Origin of the sequence: Caballeronia sp. LZ043, from assembly GCF_031451075.1 — a bacterium.
In the GTDB taxonomy this organism is placed as follows: Bacteria; Pseudomonadota; Gammaproteobacteria; order Burkholderiales; family Burkholderiaceae; genus Caballeronia.
This window is the reverse complement of the sequence record NZ_JARUXT010000002.1, coordinates 1024460-1045931: the sequence shown is the minus strand read 5'-3', so window position 1 is coordinate 1045931 and position 21472 is coordinate 1024460. Positions and strand designations below refer to the sequence as shown.

The window sequence follows — 21472 nt, the reverse complement described above, 5'->3', positions numbered from 1 at the left end:
CCGCTCAAGTGATGCAGCAGCGAAGCATGCCGCGTTCCTCCGTGCGGGGCACGTGCGTTGCGCTTTTCTCGACCTCAACTCGCAAACGCGCGAAGCTGGACGACTAAGGATGCGGCCATGAACATATATGACGATGATCAGCACGTGAGGCGAGTATCGGCCGAGATTGCGGTGTTGGCCGAGCGCATCCGACGACAGCTCGGGGACGTTGAGGTCATGAAGCTCGACAGTCGGGAACGCGAGATAGCACTGAGGCGCCTGTTCGTACTACGCGAATATCATTACGTGCTGGTCGAAGACAAAGCGATGATGCTTCGGCGCATGGCACTCGGCGCAGTTCAATCACACGCGATCTTCGACATCAGGATCACTGAATGGCGATGCGGACTGAAGAGAACAGCGCGTCTGCGGGGCATGTCGATTGCAAGGACGTAGCGCTTATCTGATGGTTCATGTTCCGGAGAGCGAAAGATGGAGAGCGGAAGTGCGGGATATGTGTACCTCGGAATCCCAGAACGATTAGCCGAGGTGCTGTGGACAACGGTACATGAGATGCAGGGAAGTCTGTCTGCTAAGGACGATCGAGCCTCACAACTGGCCGGCGCAGCGCTCAGTCGCTGCGTGCAACACTTTGCCTGCGTGCATCGCGAGCATGGCGAAATTGACCTGTACCCGGAAGTGTCGTGCTCTGAAGTCTTTCACTTGTTTGCCGAACAATTGATGCAAGACACGACCGCGGACGAATGGTGCGTACCGCGTCACATGGTTCCGGTGGTGTCGAGCATTCTGGTCGCCTGTGGGCAGCTCGTCGTGGATCGAATGAGCCACGACGTGAAGTGAGCCGTACTGCACTAGGACGACGCGTCGCTCATGGTGAAATGCTGCTGGCTCGCGGCGGCAGCGACATAGGGCAATGGCGCGTGCTATAGGCGGCCGTACACGGGCGCATCAATAGCGGACTAGCCGAGCGAAAAAATCGAGACGCTTTTTGATCGGGACGCTAAACAAAACGGGGCGAAAAAACCGCAGCAAAGACAAACTAATGACCGCAAGACAGCCATATCCATGAAACGTTAGATCGGTGCCTAACTTCAGTTAAGCCTCATCCGGGAAACGGATGCCGCCCTAGCTCTCGCCTGCACGCGCTACCTCAGAGCTAAGCGCTTTCTGTCCTTCGGTTTGTTCTATCCCGTATTCGATCGCGAAACGCTTCGCTTCGCACGGGCTCTCGAAGATGCCAAGTACACCGCTAGCGCGCTGAATACCGCTCGGAAATTTTATGATCAACATCGCAGCGAAAGCGTTGCCCTCGGGCACGGCGAGCCCTGTCAGAACGTGTTGCCTGAAAGCGAGCTCATAACAGCCTTCCATAATCTTTCTATCGCTGGTCACCCTTGCGATCATTGTTCGCGTCATGACTGACGATAGAAAGCGGGTTTACCGCCGTCGGGAGGCGTACTCTTACCATGGGTTTTTGAACGCCCTCATCGTCAAGGCGGCCGGTGGACGGCTGCGGCAATTCAACGCCACGGCGTCCGGTCGGTGGGCTTTTTAGCCAGCCGGCCTATCAGGGTAACTGCGCGCTATAGGGCGACGCTGCCGACTGCTCAAGGCAAACCAAATCGAATAGCGGCTCTCGCGCCGCCGGCGGCCGTGCCGTGACGGCTGCGTCGCCTCAGACCATTCGACGTCGATGAAGAGATCGACCCGCGCAAACTGGCGGACGCCGTTTACTGACAGCACCGTTTCTCTCCGACATCGATCGAGTTCATCGGGCGCCGCGAGCAGTTGAACGAACTGTCGTCCACGTTGCGGCGCCAACGCAAGGCGGGCACCATTGTGGCGGCTTGTTGCACGGCCAACTACCTGCTCGCCGAGGCCGGCCTGCTGGATGGCCGTGCCGCAACGACGCACTGGGCGAGAGCGTCGGACTTTGCACGCCGTTATCCGCCGGTCGAAGTCCGCGCCCGCGAACTGCTGATCGAACAAGACGGCATCATCTCAGGCGATTCCGTGACGTCGTACCTGAACCTCGCGGTGCGGCTCGTGGAAACATGTGCGGGCGAAAGACTCGCCACGACGACCGCAAAGGCGCTGTTGATCGACATGAACCGGACTTCCCAACGTCTTTTGCCACCCTTGTCGACAACATGGGCAGACCGACAAGCTCGTCCCACCGCCCAGCAGCAGATGGAGGCCACGCTGCAGCAAGGGTTCCGGTTGAGCGATCTGGCAGCCGCCCTTGTGGAAGCGAACGCACGTTCAACCGTCGTTCCAAGGAAGCCGTCGGGATCCCACGCTCGCGCATCTGCCGAATCTGCGCATCGAGGTCGCGAAGCGCTTGCTGGAAACGCGGCCAATTGGACCCATCGCCACGTTTCATCAACGTTCCGGTCAGCGCGCACACGTCGCTCGCCGCGCGCGAGTGCAGGAACGGGAGCAGGCCGCTCAGATCGGTGCCTATTGCCGAAAAGGCAAATCGCCTAAGTTGGCTCCTGAGATTGATCGAGCACCTCGCGCCAACCCGGCACTAATTCGGTAGTTTATCCAAACGCTTGCCGCGGCGCGATTGCGGGACTATGCGTCACTGGATCGGCGGCACGACGCCGTGCTTTTCGGCCAACATCCGCTCGTAGACACCGCAGTGCAGATCGACTTCCTCTTGCGTGACCACGGTCACCGAAATCTCTATCAGCGCGGGCTGTGGCTTTTTCCGAGCGGGACGCAAAGGTGCTATGGCCCTCACGCACAGCTTCCAATCCGACGGTCGACCCGCCGAATGGTGCGCATATAGGGCGTCCTGTCCCGCGGCCCCCGAGTCCATCGGCGCGCGTGCCGCAATCTCAGTTGGCGTGCGAGCCGTTCATGCGAAGGCTGCGCTCGAGCACCTTGCAGGCAACAGAGATGTTTGGTCGATCCTGGGGACCCGCTAACGAGGACTTCTAACCGACGGACACAACGACTGCTTTGGCAATTCGTGCGTCGATCTTTCTTCAGGGAGCGAAGACCATGGCAAGCGGAAGCGGAACATCCCGCGCGGCTCCAACAGTGTTTATCGAGATGCAGAAGGCATTGAAGGGCGTTGACTATCCCGCGGACAAACAGACACTCGTCGAAATGGCGCGCAGCAATGGCGCAAGCGACGATGTCCTTTCGGCGCTTGATGGGCTGCCTGAGGGGCAGTTTCAGACCCCCGCCGAAGTCTCGAAGGCAGTCGGCCAAGAAGAAGACTGAGTCAAATTTTGGCCATCGCGGTCTCTTTAGCCGGCGGCACGCCTGCAGTCGGCGTCCGCACTTATGGGTTACCGAATGAACAGTTCATCTTTGCCGCCTCACGCACGGCCGCACGCCCCGTTTCCTGTGGCGAAGTGGATCACCTTCGCTTTCTCCGTGCTGTCGGGTGCTTACATGATTATCGGCGGCGGGTGGCTCGTGGCCATCGGCGGTTCGCCGTATTACGTCATTGCCGGCATCATGATGCTGGCGATCGCCCTCCTCGTCGGGCGCAACGATCGCCGTGCGCTCTGGCTTTACGCGCTGCTGCTGCTCGGCACGCTGATATGGGCGCTCGCCGAGTCCGGGTCTGATTTCTGGGCGCTCGTTCCGCGGCTGGACGTCCTGATCGCCGTCGGCATCTGGATGGTTCTGCCGTTCGTCTGGCGCTCGTATGCAGCACCCGCGGCAGCGCCCCCGCGGGGCGGTCTTATCGCAATCGGGGTGACGGTCGTGCTGTGCTGCATCGCGTTGGCCTATGCGTGGTTCAACGATCCGCAGCAGATCAATGGCACCGTCCAGGCGGCCGCATCGCCGTCCACGACGGCGCCGGCAGCTTCCGTTGCGCGTCCGGGCGACTGGCTCGCCTATGGAAACACGCAGGCGGGCACGCGCTATTCCCCGCTCGCGCAGATCAACGACAAGAACGTGCACGAGCTGAAGGAAGCATGGCGCTTTCGCACCGGCGATATGAAAGGCCCGAACGATCCGCTCGAAATCACCGATGAAGTGACGCCGCTTGCCGTCGACGGCGCGCTCTTCTTCTGCATCAGAACGCGATCGCGCTGGATGGCGCGACCGGCCAAGAACGGTGGCGCTTCAATCCGGAGCTCAAGCCTGACCCAAGCTTCCAGCATGTGACCTGCCGCGGCCTCTCCTACTTCGAGACGCCCGCCGCAACCCACGCGCGCAACGCCGGCAATGTCGCGAATCTGCCGCTGTGCGTGCGCCGCGTCCTCCTGCCCGTGAACGACGGCCGCCTGTTCGAGCTCGACGCCGCCACGGGCAAACGCTGCCCCACCTTCGGCGCGAACGGCATGCTCGACCTGCAACATCTGCAGCCGGTCACGACGCCGGGTCAATACGAGCCGACATCGCCGCCCGTCGTCACCGCGAAGGTGATCGTAGTCGCGGGCGCGGTCACCGACAACTTTAGCAATCACGAGCCTTCCGGCGTGATACGCGGTTTCGACGTGGACACCGGCAAACTGCTGTGGGCCTTCGATACGGGCGCGGCCGATCCGAACGCGATTCCCGCCGATCAGCGCAGCTTTACGCCGAATTCCCCAAACTCGTGGGCACCCGCGGCCTATGATCCAAAGCTCGATCTGGTCTACCTGCCGATGGGCGTGAAGACGCCCGACATCTGGGGCGGCGACCGCATGCCCAATCTTGAGCGCTATGCAAGCGGCCTGCTCGCGCTCAATGCATCGACGGGCAAGCTCGCGTGTTTTATCAGACCGTGCACCACGACCTGTGGGACATGGACGTGCCCGCGCAGCCGACGCTCGCCGATATCCGCGACCAGAGCGGCAACATCGTGCCGGCGATCTATGTGCCTGCAAAGACCGGCAACATCTTCGTGCTGGACCGGCGCAACGGCAAGCTCATCGTGCCCGCGCCGGAGCAGCCCGTGCCGCAGGGCGCGGCCAGGGGCGATCGTGTGTCGCCGACGCAGCCTTTCTCGCAGCTTACGTTCCGCCCCCAAAAGAACTTGACTGGCGCCGACATGTGGGGCGCGACGATGTACGACCAGTTGATGTGCCGCGTCATCTTTCACCGGCTACGCTATGAAGGACCGTTCACGCCGCCTTCTGAGCAGGGCACGCTTGTCTTCCCAGGCAATCTCGGCATGTTCGAATGGGGCGGCCTCGCCGTCGACACCGACCGGCGCCTAGCCATCGCCAATCCGATAGCGCTGCCGTTGGTCTCGAGCCTCATCCCGCGCGGGCCGGGTAATCCGATCGAGCCGACGCATGCGGGACAGGGCGGCACCGGCACTGAGTTGGCATCCAGCCGCAGTACGGCACGCCGTACGGCGTGGAGCTGGACCCGTTTCTTTCGCCTGTGCGCCTACCGTGTAAGCAGCCGGCTTGGGGGTATGTGGCCGCGCTCGATCTGAATACAAACAAGGTGATCTGGAAGAAGCGCATCGGCACGACGCGCGATTCATCGCCGATTCCGCTTCCGTTTAAGATGGGCATGCCGATGCTCGGCGGACCGGTGACGACGGCGGGCCATGTGTTCTTCATCGGTGCGACGGCGGACGACTATCTGCGCGCATTCAGCACCGATACGGGCGAGAAGCTTTGGCAGGCCCGGTTGCCCGCCGGCGGACAGGCGACGCCGATGACGTATGAGGCGAATGGCAAGCAATACGTTGTTATCGCGGCGGGCGGACATGGATCGTTCCTGACCAAGCTCGGCGACTATGTCATTGCCTATACGTTGCCAGCGACCACTGACAGCTCTCGCTGAAATGACGGGACGAAGGGTAATCAAAGTCCCATCGCTTGGGCTGTCCCCGATCCGGGCCTAGTGCTTGCTGGACGAGGCCAAGCCCCGACTCTCTCAGTGAGAACATCCATGAACGCCGATGCCTATCCGACCCCACCTTTTGCCGAGCAGCAGCAAAGCCGAATCCCCGGTCTGACCGAACCGATGGATCCCAAGCCCGACCACGGCGAGCGGACCTACAAGGGTAGCGGCAGGCTGACCGGAAAAGCGGCGCTGATCACGGGCGCCGACAGCGGCATCGGGCGCGCGGTCGCGATCGCCTATGCGCGTGAAGGCGCGGATGTCGCCATTGCTTATCTGGACGAACACGACGACGCGAAGGAAACCGCGCGCTGGGTCGAAGAGGCCGGGCGCAAGGCGCTGCTCCTGCCAGGCGACATCACCGATCGCCAGCATTGCAAGACTCTTGTCGAAAAGACGGTGGAAGCATTCGGGCGCATCGACGTGCTCGTGAACAACGCGGCGTATCAAATGACTTACGACCGCCTTGAGGATATCAGCGACGACGAATGGGACAAGACCTATTCGACGAATATTGGCGCGATGTTCCGCATCACCAAGGCGGCGCTCGCACACATGAACGCAGGCGGGGCGATCGTCAATACGACGTCCGTGAACGCCGACAATCCGAATCCGGGCCTGATCGCATACGCAAGCACAAAGGGCGCGATCCAGAACTTCACGGGCGGCCTTGCGCAACTGCTGGCCGAGCGCGGTCTCCGGGCGAACTGCGTCGCACCGGGCCCGATCTGGACGCCGCTCATTCCGTCGACGATGCCGCCGGAAAAGGTCAAGAACTTCGGCTCGCAGGTGCCCATGAAGCGCGCTGGCCAGCCCGCCGAACTCGCCGCCGCCTATGTGATGCTCGCGTCGGACGAGGCCAGCTACATTTCGGGCGCGACCGTCGCGGTGACGGGCGGCAAGCCGATCATTTAAGAGGTTTGCCGAAATCTGCCTGAGCCCTATATGCTCGTGGCGCCATGACTTGCTAAGGCCTTCCGGCCTGACGTGCGAGCGTCCGCCCGTGCTATCGCACAGCGACTGAGCCCTTTCATCGCCGCAGAGGTACTGCGCGCACTGAACCGTGCACTGGGGGCAATTTGACCGTTGAAGCCGTTTGGTTCCTCATAGTCGGGACCCTACTGATCTTGATGGCGGTCGGCCGTAAGATCGTGGAACAATTGCCGATGACCGGCGCTATGGTCTATCTCGTCGTCGGGTTTCTGCTTGGACCAGCGTGCGCGAATTTGCTCGCGATCGACACTCAACGCGACGTCACGCTGTTGCGCATGCTGACTGAGGCGGGACTGGTAGTCTCGCTGTTCGCGATCGGCATGTACCTGCGCATCAAACTTTCGGATCCGCTTTGGCGACTGACTGTTCGACTCGCTGTTCCCGCGATGCTTCTCACGATCGCTATTATGTTCGTCGCCGCCCGGTGGGGCCTTGACCTCCCCGTCGGTCCGGCCTTGTTGATGGCCTCCGTTCTCGCACCGACCGATCCGGTTCTGGCCAACGAACTCCGGGTCGAAGAGGCGGGCGACGATGAACCGCTACGCTTCGCCTTATCATCGGAAGGCGGTCTGAACGACGGCACCGCGTCGCCGATGGTCTTTGTTGCATTGGCGCTGTGCGGAGTCGAAAGCGTAGGCAGCGCGAATCCGTGGACGTTTTCGCTGGCGATCGCCTGGGGGCTAGTCAGCGCGGTGTTCATCGGCTGGGCCTTGGGAACGGGCATCGTAATCCTGGTGACCTGGCTTCGTACGCATTATGACCACGCGCTCGGGCTCGAGGGCTTCCTCGCGCTGGGCCTCGTTGCGCTGGCGTATGGTGCGACGTCGATCGTCGATGGTTATGCCTTCATCGCGGTGTTTGTCGCCGGCGTCTCCCTTCGGCGTCAGGAATTGAAGGCGACTGGCGAGAAACTGCCGAGCGAGGCGCTCGACTCAGTAGAACGCGGCGAGCGGGAAGAAGCGGCCAAGGATCCCGAACTGGCTCACGCGTACATTGCCGAGAAGATGATGGGATTCTCGGTCGAGGTGGAGCGCTTCATCGAGTTGGGCCTGATGGTCATCATTGGCAGCATCGTTTCGGCTCACTGGCGCGATCTCATTCACTGGTCGATCGTCTGGCCGGTCCTATTTTTGTTCGTCGTCGCTCGTCCGCTCAGTATTGGCGTCTCGCTCATTGGCTCAACGATGCATCGTCACCAGCGTGTGTTGTCCGCCTGGCTGGGCTTACGCGGCGTCGGAGCGTTCTACTATTTGCTATTTGCGCTGGAGAAGGCGGGTAACGGCATCGTTGGCCAACTCATGCCCGTCATCCTCGCGGCGATCGTAATGTCAGTTTTTTTGCATGGCGCCACTGCTACCACCCTGCTCGCCCGGTATCTCAAGGCGAGATAACACACTCGAACCGTCAGTCAACGCTATTCTCGGCGACCAGGGCGCCCATAGCTTCTCGAAGGCGCTGAATTTCGCGTGCTCTCGACGCGATGTTCCGCCGTTGTTTAAGGCCAACCGGCTTATGAAAGCGCGCCGTCTATTGAGTCGGCAAAAACCCGGCACACTCAATGCTCCAAACGTTGGTGCGAGCCGACCGGAACCAGCGTGACCGTCGGTCGAAGAAAAATTGCGAAGTGAAGCACTTCGCTGGGAGCGGATGTACAGGTGAATTCGCGCAAGTACGCCATCTAATGTTGTGGAATTGAGATCATTGGCCTCAGAAGCATCGCGAGTTCCGTCCAACGAGCGCTTCAACGACATTTCAATGCTCGCCCCGCAGAGCGCTGCAGAAGGAAGAGTCCACCGATGAGACGTTAACGCAGTTCGCCAAGCAGGCAGTCCCCACGAGGCGAAGGCGTCGACATTGTTCCGAAGTTGCTAAAAGGAGTTATCGATATGAGTACCGCACCGAACAAGCCCGACGCGCAAGACGAATCCGCCGCGAGCGACGTAACCTTCACAACCGACATTTCGGAAAACGACGACGAAGGCACGTCAGTGCGTCAGGCCGAAGTCAGGACCGACGATCTGTCGGAGACGAAGCAAACGGAGGGCGATGCCAATTCCTAACGCGGGGCTTCGGACGCGGCATCATGATTGCTGGCCTCGCACATCGCCGCCACCGGAGCCGGTCGAATGCCCATGAGTCCTGCTATGGCAACGGCGTCCGCGCTGCATCTCCCTTCAACGTCGCTGGAGCACTCGCCATGACCATTCAGAAAAGGATCTCGAGCTGGCGCAGCATCGGCCGTTTCTGCACGGCGCGTCTCGTCGATTACGGCGAGCTGATTCCCATCGAGCTTGCCGAGACGAAGAAGCGCGTGCTTCACGAAGTGGTCGCGATGGTCGCACTCGCGATCGGCGCGCTATTCTCGCTGTCGTTCGTATCGATCGCCGTGATCGTGACGGCGGTCGGCACGCCGCATCTAGTGCTGGCAGCGTGGTGCGTGGCGGGCGTGTGGCTCGCCATCGCCGTAATCGCGGTTATTGTGATGATGTCGCGCAAGCCGGCCGAGCCCTTCCAGTTGCTGCGCGATGAGTTGCGGCGCGACGTCGACACGATCAGGGAGGCGGCGCAATGAAACATTCCGCGGCTCAAGACATGACCCTTGCACGGATGGCGGAAACACGCGCGGAACTGGTGGCGGCGCATGCGCTGGAAGAGCCCGTGCGCGTCGCTCGTGTGCCTCGCACCCGAACGCTGACCTCGACAAACGCCGCGCCGTGGTTTCTCCGCACGCCGAATGCCGAGCTGATCGCGCTGGCGCTCATCGGCGTCGCGATCCTCGGCTTGCGGCGCACGGTGCAGACGGCGGTAAGCGCGGGATTGAGCGCGTCGACGCACCGCGTGTTCGGCGATTTCCTGAACAGCTTGCGCGGATAACTTCGCGCGAGACGCTTGCGGCCTAGCGCTTGCTGAGGGCTGTTTCGGCTTGCCCCGCGCGAGCGCGGTCGACCGGAAGATAGCGAGCCTGCAGCTCCGCCAGCGCTGCAGCACGGCCACGCGGCAACACGGGAAAGCGACCTGCTCGGACAGAGGCTTCCCGAGCCATGGATTTGTCAAATTTCGCCTTCGGCATGCGTCGCGCGATGCGAGGCCTCCTCGGTATCTTGGGATTCTCGCTGCCCCCTCGCTGTATCAGCTTTTCTGCCGAGCGCATCCACATCCCTAAGGACTTGCGCCACTCCGACAACCAGATTGAATTGTGCGCCCGTCAACGCATAGGGAACGACATCATATGCATGCGCGTCCCGATTGCATGCCTTTCGTCGTTTCGGGACGGGCGCTGCGACTCCATCGCTGGGCGGCGCCCCCGTGGACCCCTCGTCCTTCGCATCGAGCCGCCATGTCGTATTCATCCGCAACGTCCGCAGGGATGACGAGCAGAAATTCGAGGCGACTCCCGAGAACATTCATCACGAGAAAGGAGTGGATGTGCGCCTAAAATTTGGTTCGCTTTGTAGCGAACCGCACTTCGTTTCTCACTTCGCCAAAGGAACGAAACGAGCGGCACGACGAATGCTGTCCCCTTGAAGATTAGAGTTCTTCGCCGTACCGTTCGGGGAGCCTTTCGTGAAAATCGCATTGATCAGTGAACACGCGTCGCCGCTAGCCATCGCGGGCGGCGTAGATAGCGGCGGGCAGAACATCTACGTCGCGAATGTCGCGCGTCAGCTCGTGGGCATGCGTCACGATGTCGATGTCTTCACGCGCTGCGATCGTTCCTTATTGCCGCTCGTCTCGCGCTTCGACACCATCCGTGTGATAAACGTACCGGCCGGGCCTCCCGTGCAACTGCCGAAGGAGCAGCTTCTGCCGCACATGGATGCGTTCGCGCGCTTCATGATCGAGTACATGAAGCACGAAGCCGTGCCACATGACATCGTGCACGCGAACTTCTTCATGTCGGGACTCGTGGGCCTGCGCATCAAGGACGCGCTCGGCGTGCCGCTCGTTACGACGTTTCATGCGCTCGGGCGAGTGCGGCGCTTACATCAGGGAGAATCGGACGGCTTTCCCGATGCGCGCTTCGATATCGAAGACGAGCTCGTGCAGCGTTCCGACTCGGTGATCGCGGAGTGTCCGCAGGACCGGAACGATCTCATCAATCTCTACGAGGCCGATCCCGCGCGCATCGATCTCGTGCCGTGCGGCTTCGATCGCGCGGAGTTTCATCCGCTCGACAAGGCGCGCGCCAGAGAGATGCTCGGCTGGCCGCAGGATCGCTTCATCGTGCTTCAATTGGGGCGTATGGTGCCGAGAAAGGGCATCGACAATGTCGTGCGCGCGCTCGGCTTGTGCCACGGGGAACATCGCGAAAGCGCCGAGCTTTATGTGGTCGGCGGCAACTCCGACGAAGCCAATGAGATCGCGACGCCCGAGATTGGCAGGCTGCGTGGCATCGCGCGCGAATGCGGTATCGAGGAGCACGTGCATTTCGCGGGACGTCATGGGCGAAACGATCTGAAGCTCTTCTATAACGCCGCCGATGTGTTCGTGACCACGCCGTGGTACGAGCCCTTCGGCATCACGCCGCTCGAAGCGATGGCGTGCGGCACGCCCGTCATCGGCGCGGATGTGGGCGGCATCCGCTATTCGGTCGCGCACGGCGAAACGGGTCTACTCGTGCCGCCGAAGCATCCGGCCGCGCTCGCGCACGCGATCGCCACGCTGAAGCGCGATAGCGCGCTCGCACGACGCATGGGCGCGGCGGGACTTATGCGCGCGCAAGCGATGTTCACGTGGTCGAGCGTCGCGCAGGCGCTCGCGCAGGTCTATGAGCGCGTGAGCGGCCCGCAGTTGCAGGACGCAGCACGCGCAGCGATAAGCGGAGGATCGCGATGACGGACGTAACACCGACGTCGCGCGCCGCCGTCTTCATCGACAAGGACGGCACGCTGCTCGATGATGTGCCCTGGAATGTCGATCTGCATCAGATGCGTCTCGCGCCCGGCGCGCTAGATGCTTTGCGCCTGTTCGCATAGTTCGACGTGCCGCTTTTCATCGTCAGCAATCAAAGCGGCGTGGCGCTCGGCAAGTTCGCGCCGCATGCGCTCGATGCGGTCGAAGCGCGTCTGCATGAACTCGCCGCGGAAGCAGGGGCGACGTTCGCGGATGTGTACTGGTGCCCGCATCATCCGCAAGGCATCGTGCCCGAGTACACGCGCCCATGCGATTGCCGCAAGCCCGCGCCGGGGATGCTGTTGCGCGCGGCGCATGAGCATGGCATCGATCTGTCTCGAAGCTGGTTCATCGGCGACATTCTCGACGACGTCGAAGCGGGCCACCGCGCAGGATGCCGCAGCGTGCTCATCGACAACGGCAACGAGACCGAATGGCTGGCAGGCGCTGGACGCGCGCCGGACATTGTTGTCAAGAGCATGCATGACGCGGCGATTGCGATCATCAACGCGGAGTGTCCCGCATGAAACGCGATCCGGTGAATCCATCGGCGCTGCCGCCGGTCGTCGAGGCGCATGCGCGCAAGAGCGCGGCGAGCACAGCGCGCGACTGGGGCGCGGACGTGAAGCGCATTCTCTGCATCCGTCTCGACAATCTCGGCGACGTGCTGATGACCACGCCCGCGCTGCACGCGTTGCGCTCGGCGCAGCCGGGCCGGCATCTCACCTTGCTCGCATCGCGCGCGGGCAAGGCAACGGCGCCCTTCATCGATTCTATCGATGACGTGATCGAATACGACGCGCCGTGGGTCAAGCAGGATGCGCCGATCGACGCACTCGCCGATCTCGCGATGCGCGCGCGCCTCGCCGCATCGCACTTCGATGCCGCCGTGATCTTCAGCGTCTATAGCCAGAATCCGCTGCCCGCCGCGATGCTGTGCCATCTCGCGGGCATACCGCTGCGGCTCGCGCATTGCCGCGAGAATCCCTATGGTTTGCTGACCGACTGGGCACAGGAAACCGAGCCGCAGCACGGTACGCGTCATGAAGTCGAGCGGCAGCTCGCGCTCGTTGGACGAGTCGGCGCGCGCACGACGGATACGCGCATGCGCTTCAACGTGCGTTCTGAGGACGTGGCATCGCTCTCGCAAAAGCTGCATGAACGCGGCGTCGATCCTGACGCACCGTTCATCGTCGTGCATCCGGGGGCGAGCGCCGAGTCGCGTCGATATCCGGTCGAGCGCTTCGCGCAATTGATCGAACGTCTCGGTACGCATCTGCAATGGCCGATGCTCGTGACCGGCTCGCGAAGCGAGAGCGCGCCGTGCCGCGCGGCATGCGGCGCGAGTCCGCATGCACACGATCTGTCGGGCGCGCTCGAACTCGGCGAACTCGCGGCGCTCATCGAACGCGCGCGCGGGCTCGTGTCGAACAACAGCGGACCGGTGCATCTTGCATCGGCGCTGAACACGCCTGTCGTCGATCTCTACGCGCTCACGAATCCGCAGCACATGCCGTGGCAAACGCCGCATCGCGTTCTTTATCACGACGTGCCGTGCCGCTGGTGCTATCGCAGCGTGTGCCCCGAAGGGCATCACGCGTGTCTCGCGGGCGTCGGCGTGGAAGAAGTCATCGATGCCGTCATGGAACTGATCGACACAACCATAAAGGCCAGTTAGTCATGTACACATTGGGAATCAATGCGGTTTATCACGACAGCGCGGCCGCGCTCGTCAAGGATGGCGTCGTCATCGCGGCGGCCGAGGACGAGCGCTTCACGCACGTCAAGCATGCGAAGCGTCCCGTGCCGTTCTCGACATGGCAGCTTCCCTTCGACGCCATCGACTATTGCCTGAAGGAAGCGGGCATCGAATTGGCCGACATCGACTACATCGCGTATTCATACGATCCGCATCTTTTCTCCGGCATGCTGAAGGACGCGAAGGCGACCATCGCGCTGCCGATGACGCCCTCTGAACAGGCGATCAGCAATCCGTCGGAATCGCCGTGGGACCCGCTGTTTCTGAGCTATATCGTCAATGCGAAGGGGCAGTTGATCGACGGCGCGCCGCATCATCTGAGGAAACGCTTCGCGAGCGGCGGGCGCGCGCCGCGCTTCACATGGCACAACGTCGATCATCATCTGTGTCATGAAGCGAGCGCGTTTCTCGCCGCGCCCTTCGACGATACCGCCGTGCTCACGATGGACGGTCGCGGCGAAGGCGTCACGACGAGTCTCGGGCAATTCGTGAACGGCGAGTATCAGCGGTTGAAGCAAGTGGAATTGCCGCATTCGCTCGGCCTGCTCTATGAAGCCGTGACGGGTTATCTCGGCTTTCTGCATTCGTCGGATGAGTACAAGGTCATGGCGCTCGCATCGTTCGGCAAGCCCGCCTATGTCCATCAATTTCGCGAGGTCGTGAAGTATCGCCACGATGGCAGCTATACCGTGGAGGCGCCGCGTCTCGTCGAACGCTTCGGTCCCGCGCGCGAGCGCGGCGGCCCACTCACGCAGCATCACTTCGATATCGCGCATTCGCTGCAAGTGGTGCTCGAAGAAACCGCGCTGGAACTCGCGAGATGGCTGCATGAAAAGACGGGTCTTGCGAATCTCGCGATGGCCGGCGGCGTCGCGCTCAGTTGCGTGATGAACGCGCGGCTGCGCGATCGCGGACCATTCGAAGAAGTGTGGGTGCAGCCCGCCGCGGGCGACGCCGGCACCGCGCTCGGCGCCGCGTTGTGGACGGACTATCGCGAGCGCGCGAAGGCGGGCGATCGCAGCCGCAAGTGGCAAATGAATCACGCGTATCTCGGCCCCGAGTTCGGCGACGAAGAGATCGAAGCGTTTCTCAAATGGACGCGCGCGCCGTATCGCAGGCTCACGAATATCGCGGATGAAACCGTGGACATTTTCGCGCAGAACCGCGTGATCGGCTGGTATCAGGGGCGCACCGAATTCGGGCCGCGTGCGCTCGGCGCGCGCTCGATCCTCGCATCGCCGATTCATGCGGACATGCAGGCGCGTACGAACGAGATCAAGGATCGCGAGGACTTTCGTCCTGTCGCGCCCGTCGTGATGGAAGAGCACGCGGCCGACTGGTTCGTCGATGCGCGCGTCGCGCCGTTCATGCTCTTCGTGTTCGATGTGCGTCCCGAGATGAAGGCGCTCATTCCGGCGGTCACGCATATCGACGGCACCGCGCGCGTGCAGACCGTCAATCGCGCGCAGCACGCGCCTTACTACGATCTGCTGGCCGCGTTCAAGGCGCGTACGGGCGTGCCGGTGCTCGTCAACACGTCGTTCAATACGCGCGGCGAGCCGATGGTCAACACGCCGCGCGATGCGCTCGAATCGTTTTGGACGTCGCCGCTCGATGCGCTCGTGATCGGTTCGTTTCTCGTCGAAAAGCCGGGGGCGCGCACATGAGCACCTATACCGGCCTCTTCGTAAACGGCGAGATGAGCGCGACGGATGCGTCCGCTTTCGCGCGCGGCGATTTCATTCCCGACGTGTCCGTGATCGTGCCGACGTATCGCCGCCCCGCGATGCTCGAACGTTGCGTGAGCGCGATCGCAGCGCAAGCCTACGATCCGGCGCGCTATGAAATCATCGTATGCGACGACGGCCCCGACGATGCCACCAGGGCATGCGTGCAACGTCTCGCCGCATCGCACGCGCAGCATGGGCCGAACATCCGCTACGTGCCGGTGACGGGCACACAAGGCCCGGCGGGCGCGCGCAATGCGGGCTGGCGCGCATCGCTGGCACGACGCATCGCCTTCACCGACGACGACACCATTCCCGATCCGCAATGGCTCGCGAACGGCATGCGCGCGCTCGATGAAGGCGCGGACGCGGTATCAGGGCGCATCGTGGTGCCGTTGCCGAAGCGTCCGACCGATTACGAAGTCGATGCCGCCGGACTCGCGCACGCGGAGTTCGCCACCGCGAACGCATTCGCGACACGCGCCGCGCTCGAACGCGCGGGCGGCTTCGATGCGCAATTCACGTCCGCATGGCGCGAAGACTCCGATCTGCAATTCGCGTTGATGCGCGCGGGACTGTCGATTGCCCGCGCCGAAGACGCGATGGTGCTGCATCCCGTGCGCCCCGCGCGCTGGGGCGTGAGCATCGCGCAGCAGAAGAAGAGCCAGTTCGATGCGCTGCTCTACAAGAAGCATCGCGCGCTCTTTCGCGAGCGCATCCGGCGCAGTCCGCCGCTTCTTTACTATGCGATGCTCGCGGCGCTCGTCGCGGCGATCGTGTCGATGTTCGCGGGCGCGCCGCGCGTTGCCGCAATCGCAGCACTCGCATGGGCCGCGATGACGCTGTGGTTCAGCATGCAACGCCTGAAGACGACATCGCGCGCGCCCGCGCATATCGCGGAAATGCTGTGGACATCGACGATCATTCCGACGCTGTCGATCTACTGGCGCATACACGGCGCGTTCAAGTTCAGGGTGCTCTTCCTATGATCGAACGCATCGTGATCTTTCGCGCGCTGCAAATCGGCGACATGCTCTGCGCCGTGCCCGCGTTGCGCGCGCTGCGGCGTGCGAATCCGCGCGCGCATATCGCGCTGATCGGCTTGCCGTGGGCGCAGCGTTTCGTCGAGCGATACGCGCATCTCGTCGATGAACTGATCGTTTTTCCGGGCGCTATCGGCTTTTCCGAGCATGAAGAAACGAACGCGCATCTGCCCGCGTTTCTTCATGCGTTGCGCGAGCGCCGCCTCGATCTCGCGATTCAGTTGCATGGCAGCGGCGGCGTGGCGAACGATATCGTCGAAGGCATGGGCGCGCGTCTGAACGCGGGCTTTCTCAAGCACGGCGAGCGCATGCGCGAAGGCGTCTTCATGCCGTGGCCCGACGATTTGCCCGAGCCCGCGCGATACGCCGCGCTGATGCAGCGTCTTGGCATCGACGTGCATGACCTCGATCTCGAGATTCCGCTGACACAAGACGACAGGCACGAATGCAATGCGCTCATCCACGCCTGCGCGCTCGATTGCGACAAGCTCGTGCTCGTGCATCCCGGCGCGCTGTTACCCTCACGCCGATGGCCCGTCGAGCGCTTCGGCGAAGTAGCGCGCGCGCTGTCGCAAGCGGGCTGGCAGATCGCCGTCACCGATAGCGCGAGCGAAGCGCCGCTCACCGCGCGCATTGCAGGCGATGCGGGCGCGCATGCCATCGATCTCGCCGGACGCACATCGCTCGGCGCGCTCGCCGCGCTCGTCGCGAAAGCGAGGCTCGTCGTGTGCAACGACACGGGCCTTTCGCACGTCGCCGCCGCGATGCGCACGCGGAGTGTCGTGATCGCATCGGGCAGCGATACGCGCCGTTGGGCGCCGCTCGATCACGCACGGCATCGCGTGCTCGCGGACTGGCCCGCGTGCCGCCCGTGCGCGTTCCGCGAATGCCCTTACAGCCACGAATGCGCGTTCAATATCAGCGTGCAATCCGTGCTCGATGCGGCCTTCGGACAGCTTCAGGAAACCGTTCGAGAGGAGACGCCTGTTCATGCCCACGACTAGTTCCCGGCGCTTGCGTGTGCTCACGTGGCATATCCACGGCAATTACCTGTATTACCTGAGCCAGGCGCCGCACGATTTCTTTCTCGTCACGCGTCCCGGTTATCCGCCGGGCTATGCGGGCACGGCCGGCGCTTTGCCGTTCGGCTCGAACGTGCATGAAGTGCCCGCGAGCGAAGTGCCGTCGCAGAGCTTCGATGTCGTCCTGTTTCAGCACAAGCATCAATGGGACGACGACCGCCTCAATCTTCTGACCGATGCGCAACGCCGCCTGCCGTGCGTCTATATCGAGCATGATCCGCCGCAGGAGAATCCCTTCGGGCAGAAGCATTGGGTGCAGGAACGCCACACGCTGCTCGTGCACGTCACGCACTTCAACCGGCTGATGTGGGACAGCGGCGAGACGCCCACGCGCGTCATCGAGCATGGTGTCGTCGTGCCGAAGGACGTGCGCTACAGCGGCGAGATTGAACGCGGCATCGCAGTGATCAATCATCTCCGCCAGCGCGGCAGAAGGCTCGGCAACGATGTCTACACGCAAGCGGCCGCGCGCGTGCCGCTCGATCTCGTCGGCATGGATGCGCAGTCGGCGGGCGGCATCGGCGAAATCGGCAATCCGGACCTGGCGGCATTTGTAGCGCGTTATCGCTTCTTCTTCAATCCGATTCGCTGGACGAGCCTCGGCCTCGCGATCGTCGAGGCGATGACCATCGGCATGCCGATCGTCGGGCTTGCGACCACCGAGCTTTCCACCGTGATCCGCAACGGCGAGAGCGGCTACATCGATACGAATGTGCAGGCGCTCATCGACGCGATGCAGCATCTTCTGCGCGATCCCGCCGAAGCGCGGCGGCTCGGCGAAGGCGCGCGGCGGACCGCGCTCGAACGCTTTCACATCGCCCGCTTCGCTCACGACTGGGACGAGGCGCTGCGTTACGTGTGCAGCTAGCGAATAATTCCGACAGGACAGAACGACATGAGAGAAGCGTATAGAAAGCGGATTCTGGTGACGGGTGGCGCAGGCTTTCTCGGCTCGCATCTGTGCGAGCGGCTGCTGGAACGGGGCCATGACGTGTTATGCGTCGATAATTTCTATACCGGCACGAAGGACAACATCGCGCATCTTCTGGACAGCCCGAACTTCGAACTGATGCGGCACGACGTTACCTTTCCGCTCTATGTGGAAGTGGACGAAATCTATAACCTCGCGTGCCCTGCTTCGCCGATTCACTATCAGCACGATCCCGTGCAGACGACGAAGACGAGCGTGCACGGTGCGATCAACATGCTCGGCCTCGCGAAGCGCGTTCACGCGCGCATCTTTCAGGCATCGACGAGCGAAGTCTATGGCGACGCCAACGTGCATCCGCAGCAGGAAGCGTACTGGGGCAACGTGAATCCGATCGGTCCGCGCTCGTGCTACGACGAAGGCAAGCGTTGCGCCGAAACGCTCTTCATGGATTATCGGCGGCAGCATGGGCTTTCAATCAAGATCGCGCGCATCTTCAACACGTATGGGCCGCGCATGCATCCGTCGGATGGGCGCGTGATATCGAACTTCATGATGCAGGCGCTTTCCAGCCAGCCCATCACCGTGTACGGCGAAGGCACGCAAACGCGCTCGTTCTGCTATGTCGACGATATGGTCGATGCGTTCATCCGTCTCATGAATACGCCCGACGAACTGACCGGCCCGATGAATCTCGGCAATCCGCACGAGCTTTCGATGCTCGATATCGCGCGGCGGATCATCGAACTGACGGGGTCGTCGTCGGAGATCGTGTTCAAGCCCTTGCCGTTGGACGATCCGTGGCATCGTCAGCCGGATATCTCGCTCGCGCGCGATGCGCTCGGCTGGTCGCCCTCCACGCCGCTCGACCAAGGCCTGATGCGCACCGCGCAGCATTTTCGCCGGGTGATCGAAGCCCTGCAAGTGCGCAACGCTCAGTCCCCTCAGGCCATGGCGCAGGCGCCCAGCACCCGGTCGGAAGGTGTCCATGTCTCCCAAATCGCGGATGCACGACGCGCGAGGCATATCGATTGCTCGAATCGTCGGCAATCAACCTCAACAGTTTTGAAGGACCCAGCGATGCAAAACGAACCATCTGATCCCGTCGAGCGTGCGGACGAACGCCGAAAGGTGCTTGGCGGAGGCGATGTCAAGGAAAAGCGCGACGGCCCCATCGAGCAGCGCGAGCACGGGAACATGGACTCGAGCCTTGTGCCGAAGGGCAAGTATCATCCGGAGGAAGGCCCGGACGTCCCCGAACACGATCATGTCGATCCGGACGTCGAGCCCGCGAGCCGAAGCGGCAGACCGGGCAAGTCCGACAACGAAGCCTAGGCTCACGAGCGCGCACCACTTATTGCAGCAACACCGCACGAGGCGTCCATGAAAGCACTCATCTGGCACGGCAAGAAGGACATTCGATACGACACGGTTCCCGACCCGCGCATCGAGCATGGCCGCGACGCGATCATCAAGGTTTCGACCTGCGCCATCTGCGGCTCCGATCTTCATCTGTTCGATGACTTCATGCCCGGCATGAAATCGGGCGACGTCATGGGTCACGAATTTATGGGCGAGGTGGTCGAGGTAGGCCGCGACAATTCCGCGCTCAAGATCGGCGACCGTGTGGTCGTGCCGTTCACGATCATCTGCGGCGAGTGCGACCAATGCAAACGGGGCAATTTCTCGGTCTGCGAGCGCTCCAATCGAAACAAGGACGCTGCCGATAAGCTGTTTGGCCACGCTACGGCGGGCTTGTTTGGCCACACGCATTTGACCGGCGGCTATCCCGGCGGGCAGGCCGAATACGTGCGCGTGCCTTTCGCGGACAAGACGCATGTGAAAATCCCGGACGGGTTGAGCGACGAGCAGGCGCTGTTTCTCGGCGACATCTTCCCGACGGGGTGGCAGGCGGAGGTGCAATGCGAAATCGAGCCGACCGATACCGTCGCGATCTGGGGCGCCGGTCCCGTCGGACAAATGGCGGTACGCAGTGCCCTGCTGCTCGGCGCGAAACAAGTCATCGTGATCGATCACGTGCCCGAGCGTCTGGCCATGGCGCGCGCGGCCGGCGCAATCTCGATCGACTTCAAGGAAGAAAGTGTGGTCGATCGCCTGCGAGACCTGACGCAGGGCAAAGGTCCGGAGAAATGAATTGACGCTGTGGGCATGGAATCGCACGCGACGCGCTCGTTCGACGCCCTATACGATCGCGCCAAGCGGGCGGTCATGTTGGAGACCGACCGGCCGCACGTGCTTCGCGAAATGATTTACGTCTGTCGTCCGGCTGGCACGCTGTCGGTGCCGGGCGTGTATGGCGGACTGATCGACAAGATACCGTTCGGCGCCGCGATGAACAAGGGCCTCACTTGGCGCATGGGTCAGACGCACGTCAATCGCTGGACCGACGATTTGCTGCGCCGTATTCAGGAAGGACAGATCGATCCTTCGTTTGTCATCACGCACCGCATGCGTCTGGAGGACGGTCCCTCGATGTACAAAACGTTCCGCGACAAGGAAGATGGCTGCATCAAGGTAGTCCTTAAGCCCTGACGGCGGCGCAGCCCACCATGTTCACGGAAAGCCGATCGCTAACTCGAAAGTCCCCATTATCACAGCAGCCCCGCCATGCGGCTGAGGAGTCACAGTGGACATGCTATCCTGCTCCCCTTCCATCACGACGATGATCCGCATGGATCACACCCATGTGATGGCGGTTTTTCATCGCTACCACGCCGAAATGTCGTGGTGGAGAAAGCGCGCCATCGTCGAGCTCGCCTGCACGGCGCTGGAAATACATGCGCAACTCGAAGAAGAGATCTTCTATCCCGCGCTTGGCGAGGCGATGGCCGGAGACGAACGCCTCACGAAGAGTAAGCCCGAGCACGACAAGATGCGCGAAGATATCGCCAAGCTGCGCGCGATGTTACGACGCTGCCTACGATGCGCGCTTCATGCAGCTCATGCGTGAAGTGATGCATCACGTCGCGGATGAGGAAACGGTGTTGCTGCCCACCGCCGAGCGCGCGCTCGCCTCTCGTCTATCCGAGCTCGGCATGCGCATGACGAAGCGGCGTATGCAGCTCGTCGCGCAACGCCGGCCCGGCGCGATCGCGGCGAATACCGTGGGCACGTTTCCGCTCGCGTCGTTCACGTTGATTTCCATCGGCGTGCTCGCGCTCGCGCACTGTCTGAGGCCTGCTTCCGCGCGCCGCGGATATCGCGCGTAACGGCGC

At 62.4% G+C, this 21472-nt stretch carries 15 protein-coding genes and 5 pseudogenes; all 20 read left to right on the top strand.

The genetic code is table 11. The features are described 5' to 3' along the window. Positions 1-117: 117 nt before the first annotated feature. Positions 118-435 (top strand): hypothetical protein, encoded by a 318-nt coding sequence (locus tag QCE64_RS18335; protein ID WP_310005309.1) that lies wholly within the window; start codon positions 118-120, stop codon positions 433-435. 36 nt (positions 436-471) lie between these two features. Beyond that, positions 472-840, top strand: a complete 369-nt coding sequence (locus QCE64_RS18330; protein ID WP_309839558.1) for a hypothetical protein — start codon at positions 472-474, stop codon at positions 838-840. A 948-nt stretch (positions 841-1788) separates the two neighbouring features. Next, a complete protein-coding gene (locus QCE64_RS18325) occupies positions 1789-2487 on the top strand; it encodes a DJ-1/PfpI family protein (RefSeq protein WP_310005306.1) in 699 nt (232 codons plus the stop codon). Between the two features lie 522 nt (positions 2488-3009). Next, entirely contained in the window at positions 3010-3234 is a 225-nt protein-coding gene (locus tag QCE64_RS18320) for a DUF2795 domain-containing protein (protein ID WP_310005304.1), read from the top strand. Between the two features lie 174 nt (positions 3235-3408). After that, positions 3409-5751, top strand: a pseudogene (locus QCE64_RS18315) (membrane-bound PQQ-dependent dehydrogenase, glucose/quinate/shikimate family). Positions 5752-5859: 108 nt separating this feature from the next. Next, entirely contained in the window at positions 5860-6726 is an 867-nt protein-coding gene (locus tag QCE64_RS18310) for a glucose 1-dehydrogenase (RefSeq protein ID WP_310005302.1), read from the top strand. A 164-nt stretch (positions 6727-6890) separates the two neighbouring features. Beyond that, positions 6891-8195, top strand: a complete 1305-nt coding sequence (locus tag QCE64_RS18305; RefSeq protein ID WP_310005300.1) for a cation:proton antiporter — start codon at positions 6891-6893, stop codon at positions 8193-8195. 495 nt (positions 8196-8690) lie between these two features. Then, positions 8691-8864, top strand: coding sequence for a hypothetical protein (locus QCE64_RS18300; protein WP_310005297.1), 174 nt, complete (start codon positions 8691-8693; stop codon positions 8862-8864). Positions 8865-9001: 137 nt separating this feature from the next. Then, a complete protein-coding gene (locus QCE64_RS18295) occupies positions 9002-9376 on the top strand; it encodes a phage holin family protein (protein WP_310005295.1) in 375 nt (124 codons plus the stop codon). Continuing rightward, a complete protein-coding gene (locus tag QCE64_RS18290) occupies positions 9373-9678 on the top strand; it encodes a hypothetical protein (protein WP_310005293.1) in 306 nt (101 codons plus the stop codon). Before QCE64_RS18295 ends, QCE64_RS18290 begins: the two co-directional genes overlap by 4 nt. 690 nt (positions 9679-10368) lie before the next feature. Further along, on the top strand, positions 10369-11640 hold the full coding sequence (locus QCE64_RS18285) for a glycosyltransferase family 1 protein (protein WP_310005290.1): 1272 nt from the start codon (positions 10369-10371) through the stop codon (positions 11638-11640). Next, positions 11637-12224, top strand: a pseudogene (locus QCE64_RS18280) (D-glycero-alpha-D-manno-heptose-1,7-bisphosphate 7-phosphatase). Before QCE64_RS18285 ends, QCE64_RS18280 begins: the two are co-directional and overlap by 4 nt. Then, complete coding sequence (locus tag QCE64_RS18275; protein ID WP_310005288.1) at positions 12221-13375, top strand: glycosyltransferase family 9 protein; 1155 nt, start codon at positions 12221-12223, stop codon at positions 13373-13375. Before QCE64_RS18280 ends, QCE64_RS18275 begins: the two are co-directional and overlap by 4 nt. A gap of 2 nt (positions 13376-13377) precedes the next feature. After that, positions 13378-15123, top strand: a complete 1746-nt coding sequence (locus tag QCE64_RS18270; RefSeq protein ID WP_310005286.1) for a carbamoyltransferase C-terminal domain-containing protein — start codon at positions 13378-13380, stop codon at positions 15121-15123. Positions 15124-15155: 32 nt separating this feature from the next. After that, positions 15156-16172, top strand: coding sequence for a glycosyltransferase family A protein (locus QCE64_RS18265; RefSeq protein WP_310005806.1), 1017 nt, complete (start codon positions 15156-15158; stop codon positions 16170-16172). Beyond that, the gene (locus tag QCE64_RS18260) at positions 16169-17230 is read left to right on the top strand and encodes a glycosyltransferase family 9 protein (RefSeq protein WP_310005284.1); all 1062 of its coding nucleotides are present in this window, start codon (positions 16169-16171) and stop codon (positions 17228-17230) included. The genes QCE64_RS18265 and QCE64_RS18260 overlap by 4 nt, the downstream gene beginning before the upstream one ends. Continuing rightward, complete coding sequence (locus QCE64_RS18255; protein ID WP_310005282.1) at positions 17217-18176, top strand: glycosyltransferase family 4 protein; 960 nt, start codon at positions 17217-17219, stop codon at positions 18174-18176. The genes QCE64_RS18260 and QCE64_RS18255 overlap by 14 nt, the downstream gene beginning before the upstream one ends. A gap of 27 nt (positions 18177-18203) precedes the next feature. Continuing rightward, positions 18204-19154, top strand: a pseudogene (locus tag QCE64_RS18250) (UDP-glucuronic acid decarboxylase family protein); the annotation flags it as partial. Between the two features lie 465 nt (positions 19155-19619). Further along, positions 19620-20789 (top strand): annotated as a pseudogene (locus QCE64_RS18245) (zinc-dependent alcohol dehydrogenase). Between the two features lie 139 nt (positions 20790-20928). Beyond that, positions 20929-21466 (top strand): annotated as a pseudogene (locus QCE64_RS18240) (hemerythrin domain-containing protein). The last annotated feature ends 6 nt before the right edge of the window (positions 21467-21472 follow it).

Excerpts from the sequence above, each read along its gene's own strand:
- QCE64_RS18300 (WP_310005297.1), top strand. The coding sequence starts at position 8,691 with ATGAGTACCGCACCGAACAAGCCCGACGCGCAAGACGAATCCGCCGCG.
- QCE64_RS18335 (WP_310005309.1), top strand. The coding sequence starts at position 118 with ATGAACATATATGACGATGATCAGCACGTGAGGCGAGTATCGGCCGAG.
- QCE64_RS18290 (WP_310005293.1), top strand. The coding sequence starts at position 9,373 with ATGAAACATTCCGCGGCTCAAGACATGACCCTTGCACGGATGGCGGAA.
- QCE64_RS18275 (WP_310005288.1), top strand. The coding sequence starts at position 12,221 with ATGAAACGCGATCCGGTGAATCCATCGGCGCTGCCGCCGGTCGTCGAG.
- QCE64_RS18330 (WP_309839558.1), top strand. The coding sequence starts at position 472 with ATGGAGAGCGGAAGTGCGGGATATGTGTACCTCGGAATCCCAGAACGA.
- QCE64_RS18310 (WP_310005302.1), top strand. The coding sequence starts at position 5,860 with ATGAACGCCGATGCCTATCCGACCCCACCTTTTGCCGAGCAGCAGCAA.
- QCE64_RS18265 (WP_310005806.1), top strand. The coding sequence starts at position 15,156 with ATGAGCGCGACGGATGCGTCCGCTTTCGCGCGCGGCGATTTCATTCCC.
- QCE64_RS18260 (WP_310005284.1), top strand. The coding sequence starts at position 16,169 with ATGATCGAACGCATCGTGATCTTTCGCGCGCTGCAAATCGGCGACATG.
- QCE64_RS18295 (WP_310005295.1), top strand. The coding sequence starts at position 9,002 with ATGACCATTCAGAAAAGGATCTCGAGCTGGCGCAGCATCGGCCGTTTC.
- QCE64_RS18255 (WP_310005282.1), top strand. The coding sequence starts at position 17,217 with ATGCCCACGACTAGTTCCCGGCGCTTGCGTGTGCTCACGTGGCATATC.
- QCE64_RS18320 (WP_310005304.1), top strand. The coding sequence starts at position 3,010 with ATGGCAAGCGGAAGCGGAACATCCCGCGCGGCTCCAACAGTGTTTATC.
- QCE64_RS18270 (WP_310005286.1), top strand. The coding sequence starts at position 13,378 with ATGTACACATTGGGAATCAATGCGGTTTATCACGACAGCGCGGCCGCG.